General features: G+C 68.5%; 5 protein-coding genes. All 5 read right to left on the reverse strand.

Features of this window, described 5'->3' with window-relative positions:
- Nucleotides 1–15 precede the first annotated feature (15 nt).
- The 5 genes from GZ998_RS06885 to GZ998_RS06905 all read right to left on the reverse strand — a co-directional run bounded on the left by GZ998_RS06885 (nucleotide 16) and on the right by GZ998_RS06905 (nucleotide 5,073).
- Nucleotides 16–873 carry a PTS system mannose/fructose/sorbose family transporter subunit IID gene (locus tag GZ998_RS06885; RefSeq protein WP_162679582.1) on the reverse strand — a complete coding sequence of 286 codons (858 nt, stop codon included), beginning with the start codon at nucleotides 871–873 and terminating at the stop codon, nucleotides 16–18.
- 32 nt (nucleotides 874–905) lie between these two features.
- On the reverse strand, nucleotides 906–1,757 hold the full coding sequence (locus GZ998_RS06890) for a PTS mannose/fructose/sorbose transporter subunit IIC (RefSeq protein ID WP_161925089.1): 852 nt from the start codon (nucleotides 1,755–1,757) through the stop codon (nucleotides 906–908).
- Between the two features lie 36 nt (nucleotides 1,758–1,793).
- Nucleotides 1,794–2,288 carry a PTS sugar transporter subunit IIB gene (locus GZ998_RS06895; RefSeq protein ID WP_161925090.1) on the reverse strand — a complete coding sequence of 165 codons (495 nt, stop codon included), beginning with the start codon at nucleotides 2,286–2,288 and terminating at the stop codon, nucleotides 1,794–1,796.
- The gene (locus GZ998_RS06900) at nucleotides 2,288–2,743 is read right to left on the reverse strand and encodes a PTS sugar transporter subunit IIA (protein ID WP_219109424.1); all 456 of its coding nucleotides are present in this window, start codon (nucleotides 2,741–2,743) and stop codon (nucleotides 2,288–2,290) included. Before GZ998_RS06900 ends, GZ998_RS06895 begins: the two co-directional genes overlap by 1 nt.
- Before the next feature lie 158 nt (nucleotides 2,744–2,901).
- Entirely contained in the window at nucleotides 2,902–5,073 is a 2,172-nt protein-coding gene (locus GZ998_RS06905) for an NAD(+) synthase (RefSeq protein ID WP_219109425.1), read from the reverse strand.
- Nucleotides 5,074–5,325 lie beyond the last annotated feature (252 nt).

Below are 5,325 nucleotides of genomic sequence, written 5' to 3' on the forward strand. Positions count from 1 at the left end.
GTGGGGCGATTGGGGCTACAGGCCGAGCCAGCCGGTCCAGGCCCCGAAGATGCCGATGACGAACATGCCCAGGATGATCCACAGGGCGTTGACCTTCTTATTCAGCAGCCACATGCACACGAAGGTCAGCCCCAGCGCCGCCACGCCGGGCAGCAGCTGATCAAGGATGTCCTGCAGGGTGGTCTGGGTGACGGTGCCGTCGTCGGCGGTCACCGAGGAGATCACCCCCGGGAAGTTGATCGTCGTCCACTTGGCCACCAGGGCACCCATGACGAACAGACCGGTGATAGCGGCGATCTGCGTGATGCGCTTGAGCTGGCCGCCGCCGACCTCCGTCACCATTGCCGTACCGCGCTCATAGCCCCACTTCAGGCCGTACCAGCGCACCAGGATGCGGATGATATTGATGCCCAGGAAGTAGACGATCGGGCCGAGCCAGGAGCCCGTAAGCGCCAGGGAGGCGCCCAGCGCCCCCAGCACCGGGCGGACGGTCCCCCAGAAGATGGGGTCGCCGACGCCCGCGAGCGGCCCCATGAGGCCGACCTTGACGTTGGTGATGGTGTCATCACCGATGTCCTCACCCTTGGCGCGCTGCTCCTCCATGGCGGCGGTGACGCCAAAGACCACCGAGGAGATCCAGGGGTGGGTGTTGTAGAACTCCAGGTGGCGCTTGAGGGCGGCCGCCTGCTCGGTCTTGTTGGAGGGGTAGAACTTCCGGATCGCCGGCATGAGGGTGATGCAGAAGCCCATGGCCTGCATGCGCTCGAAGTTGAAGGAGCCCAGCAGGAACGTGGAGCGCCAGTACATGCTCCGCAGGTCGCGGTTGGTGAGCATGCGCTCGGTGGCGGGAGCGGCGTCAGTTTGTGTAGACATGGTCTTGTTTCCTTCCCAGTTCCTTGCCGCGCTCAGTCGAGCTCGTCATCGAGATCGTCATCCAGGTCGTCGTCCAGACCACCCGCGCCGGCGGCAACAGGGGCGGGACGCGGCAACTGGACCGACTCGTGGAAGTCGGGGTTGAGCTGCACGTAGATGAAGGCCAGGCAGATACCCATGATGCCCAGTGCCACCAGGGTGATGCCGGTGTCCAGGGTGGTCATGGACTGGGCCACGATGAAGCCGATGAAGAAGAACGGCATCAGCTTGCGGGCGCGCATCATGTTGATGACCATGGCGTAACCGACGACGACGATGAACCCGCCCGCGATCTGCAGGCCCTGGGTGACGACGTCGGGGATCATCCCCAGCGCGCGCTGCACGGCGTCGCCCGAGGCCACCACCGCGACGGCGGCGGTGGGGATCGCCACGCGCAGGCCCTGGAGGGACAGCGCGATGAAGTGCATGATCTGAATGCCCCGCATATTGCCGTCCTCCGCGAAGCGGTCGGCCTGGTGGGCAAAGAACACGTTGACGGTACGCACGAAGATGGTCAGGGCCTGGCCGGCGACGGCCAGGGGCACGGCGACGGCGATCGCCTCCTCGTGGCTCTGCCCGCCGGCGATGGCGATGACGGTGGAGACGGTGGAGGCCAGCGCCGCGTCGGGCGCCATGGCGGCACCAACGTTCATCCAGCCGAGGCTGACCAGCTCAAGGCTGCCGCCAACCATGATGCCGGTGGTCGGATCGCCCAGGGCGAGCCCGGTGAGGGTACAGGCGACGATGGGTCGGTAGAACATGCGTTCGTCCAGAACGGAGTCGCAACCGGCGAGGAAGGCCACGAGGGTCACGAGGATGATCTGGACAGCACCGATGTCATGCATGAGAGTGCTTCCTGGTGGGGATGGATAGGGGTGGGGTCAGGCGACAAAGCCCTTGGACTTCAGCGTCTCCATCAGGCCGGCGCGGCCGGAGGAGGGAACCTGCTGGATGTACTGGGTGATGCCGCGGGAGTCGATCTCCTGGAAGGCCTTGACGTCGTCATCGGAGACGTAGACGGCCTGCGACAGGGCCTTGGTGCCCTGCTTGAAGGTCATGCCGCCGACGTTGACCTCATCGGCCTGGATGCCCAGGTCGAGCAGGCGCACGATGTCCGCAGGGGTCTCCACGACGATCACGGCCTTGAGGTTCTCGTACTTGGGGTTCTTGTACACGCGGGCCGCCTTGGCCACGGTCAGCACGTGGACCTTGACCTTGCCGCCGCCGGTCTGGAGCATCAGCGTCTTGCGCAGCTCGTCGTTGGCGGCGCCGTCGGAGACGGCGAGGATGGCCTCGGCACCCAGGGAGCCGGCCCAGTTGTTGGCGACCTGGCCGTGGACCAGGCGGGAATCGATGCGCAGGAGCTTGATGTCCATCAGAGCTCGTCTCCTTCGTCGTCGTCGTCGGAATCGGTGTTGGTGGGTGGGGTGAAGATCTCGGATAGGACCTTGACGCCGCCGGCGCCGGAGGTCTTGGCGACCTCAACCAGCTCGGCCAGGTCACCGCCGGCCAGGCGGCGGCCGAGGACCTCGATGAGCATGGGCAGGTTCACGCCGGTAACGACGTCGGCGTCTTCACGGGCCGCTGCGAAGCGGGCGGCAGCGTTGTAGGGGCTGCCCCCGAGCAGGTCCACGAGGATGAGGTACTGGCCCGAGGCGGAGGAGTCCACGGCGTCGGCGTACTTGGCCAACAGGTCCTCCGGCCCTTCACCGGGATCGAAGCTGATGGGGATGACGTCGTCCTGCGGACCGGCGATCATGGCGGCGGAGTTGAGCAACCCCTCCGCCAGGTGACCGTGGGCCGCCACGATTACTGCAACAGATGACTGCAACGGCGGGCTCCTGCCAGTTACGCACCGCAGCGCGGTGCCTATCGGTTTGTGGGGACGTCATAGCCGCGGCGCCGCGTCCCCGATTGGCTGAAGCATATGCCAAATCGTTTGAACTGACGACGGTCTATGACGAGGCACACAGTAGCACCCATACGGCCTTAGATCTCTGGAACGTTGCGCTCAATTTCATCGAGCCAGGCGGCGGCATCCGCATCGGAGGGCATCCGCCAGTCTCCGCGCGGGGAGAGCGTGCCGCCGGCAACCACCTTCGGCCCGTTGGGCAGCGTGGAGCGCTTGAACTGATTGGCGAAGAAGCGCCGGAAGAAGACCAGCTCCCACTTGCGGATGTCGGCGAGCGTGTAGGCGACCTTCTCCTCCTCCGGCAGGCCGGCCGGCCATTGCCCCACCGCCGGGTCCGCCCAGGCCTTCTCCGCCAGGAACGCAATGCGGGACGGACGCGCACCATGGCGCAGCACGTGCCACAAGGTGAAGTCCTGCAGCGCGTAGGGGCCAATGCGTGCCTGCGTGGACTGGATGGGCTCACCCTCCGTGGCGGGCACCAGCTCGGGGCTGATCTCCGTGTTCAGCACGGCCAGCAGCACCTCGGAGGCGGCGTCGGAGAAGATCCGCTCGGCCACCACCCAGCGGATCAGGTGCTGGATGAGTGTCTTGGGCACACCCGCATTGACGCCGTAGTGCGCCATCTGGTCACCCACTCCGAAGGTGCACCAGCCCAGCGCCAGCTCGGACAGGTCCCCGGTGCCCAGCACGATGCCGCCACGGGCTCCCGCGATGCGGAACAGGAAGTCCGTGCGCAGCCCGGCCTGCACGTTCTCGAAGGTGACGTCGTAGACCTCGCGGCCGCGCTCGCCGCGCCCGTAGGGGTGGTCCATGGCGGCCAGCATCTGCTCTGCCACCGGCCGGATGTCGAGCTCCTCCACGTGGCACCCCAGCGCCTCGGCCAGGGCGAGTGCGTTGTGCTTGGTGGCGGCGGAGGTGGCAAAGCCGGGCATGGTGATGGCATGAATGTCCGTGCGCGGCCGGCCCAGCCGGTCCATGGCACGGGCGGCGACGATGAGGGCGTGCGTGGAGTCCAGTCCGCCGGACACCCCGATGATGAGCTTGGGGTTGCCGATGGCGGTCAGCCGCTGCACCAGGGCCGCCACCTGGATGTTGTAGGCCTCGTAGCAGTCCTGGGCCAGGCGCTGCGGATCGTTGGGAACGAAGGGGAAGCGGTCGACGTCGCGCCGCAGCCCGATGTCGGTGCGCGGCACCGCGAGCGCGGCGCGGGGGATCACCACCGTCTGGAATCCCTCGGGACTGCCCCCATCCTGGGGGGCGCGCTGCCCGGCGAGTCGGCGACGGTTGTCGTCAAAGGTGCCCTGGCGCAGGCGCTCGGCGCGCAGGCCCTCGATGTCGACGTCGACGACGGTCGCGCGGGCCCCGTCCGGGAACCGCTCGGTCCTGCCCAGCAGGGCGCCGTTCTCATACACGAAGGTCTGGCCGTCCCAGGCCAGGTCCGTGGAGGACTCCCCCGCCCCGGCGGCGGCGTACACGTAGGCGGCCAGCCCCCGGGCGGAAGAGGCGCGCGCCAGTAGCCGCCGCTGGTCGGCACGGCCCACGGTGACCGGGGAGCCGGAGAGGTTGACCAGCACCGTGGCGCCGGCCAGGGCCGCGAGCGAGGACGGCGGCACGGGCACCCACATGTCCTCGCAGACCTCGGCGTGGAAGACCAGGCCGGGCACGTCCTCGACGTCGAACAGCAGCCTCGCCCCGAGCGGCGCGCTGGCGCCGTCGGGATCGGGGCCGATGCCGGGAAGGCGGACGGTGGGGGGCAGGCCGTCGGCCCCGGCGGCGAAGTGGCGGGACTCGTAGAACTCCCGGTAACTGGGCACGTAGGACTTGGGGGCGACGCCGCGTACCACCCCGCCCTGGATGACTACGGCGCAGTTGAGCAGCCGGTCGCCCACGCGCAGGGGCGCCCCGACTACGAGCGCGGGCAGCAGCTCGGCGCTGGCCACCCGGATGGCCTCGATGGCCGCCAGCACGTTGCGCAACAGCAGCCCGTCCAGCAGCAGGTCGTCGATGGAGTAGCCGGTCAGGGTGAGCTCGGGGAAGGCCGCCACGGCGACGCCGTCGTCCGCGAGCGCGCGGGCCTGGGCGATGACTGCGTCCGCGTTGGCCCGGGGGTCCCCGAGCACAACCGGCAGGGTCACGGCGGCCACGCGCGCGAAGCCCTGGTCGTAGGCGGAGTGGAAGACCAGGTCGGGGTGCGCCTGTGCGCGGGGCGCGGCTGGTCCGGTGGTGTCGGTGTGCTCCGGGTTACTCATGGCCCGATCCTGGCACAGCCGGGACGACAACTCTTGTCAAATCGTTTTGTTCGCCATAGTGTTTCTACGCGGCCCGGAGACGGCCGGACCGCTGTACCCCCACCCTGAATCGCATCGAAGGAGATGCACATGCATATCGCTACACGATTACAACGCGCGCTGCGGCCCGCCGCCGTCACCGCGGCACTGGCGCTCGCCGCCGTCGGCGCGGGAGCCTGCCTGCCCGCCGTCGGCGCCGCCGCCGAGCCCGCG

The organism is Actinomyces sp. 594, assembly GCF_019325145.1.
In the GTDB taxonomy this organism is placed as follows: Bacteria; Actinomycetota; Actinomycetes; order Actinomycetales; family Actinomycetaceae; genus Actinomyces.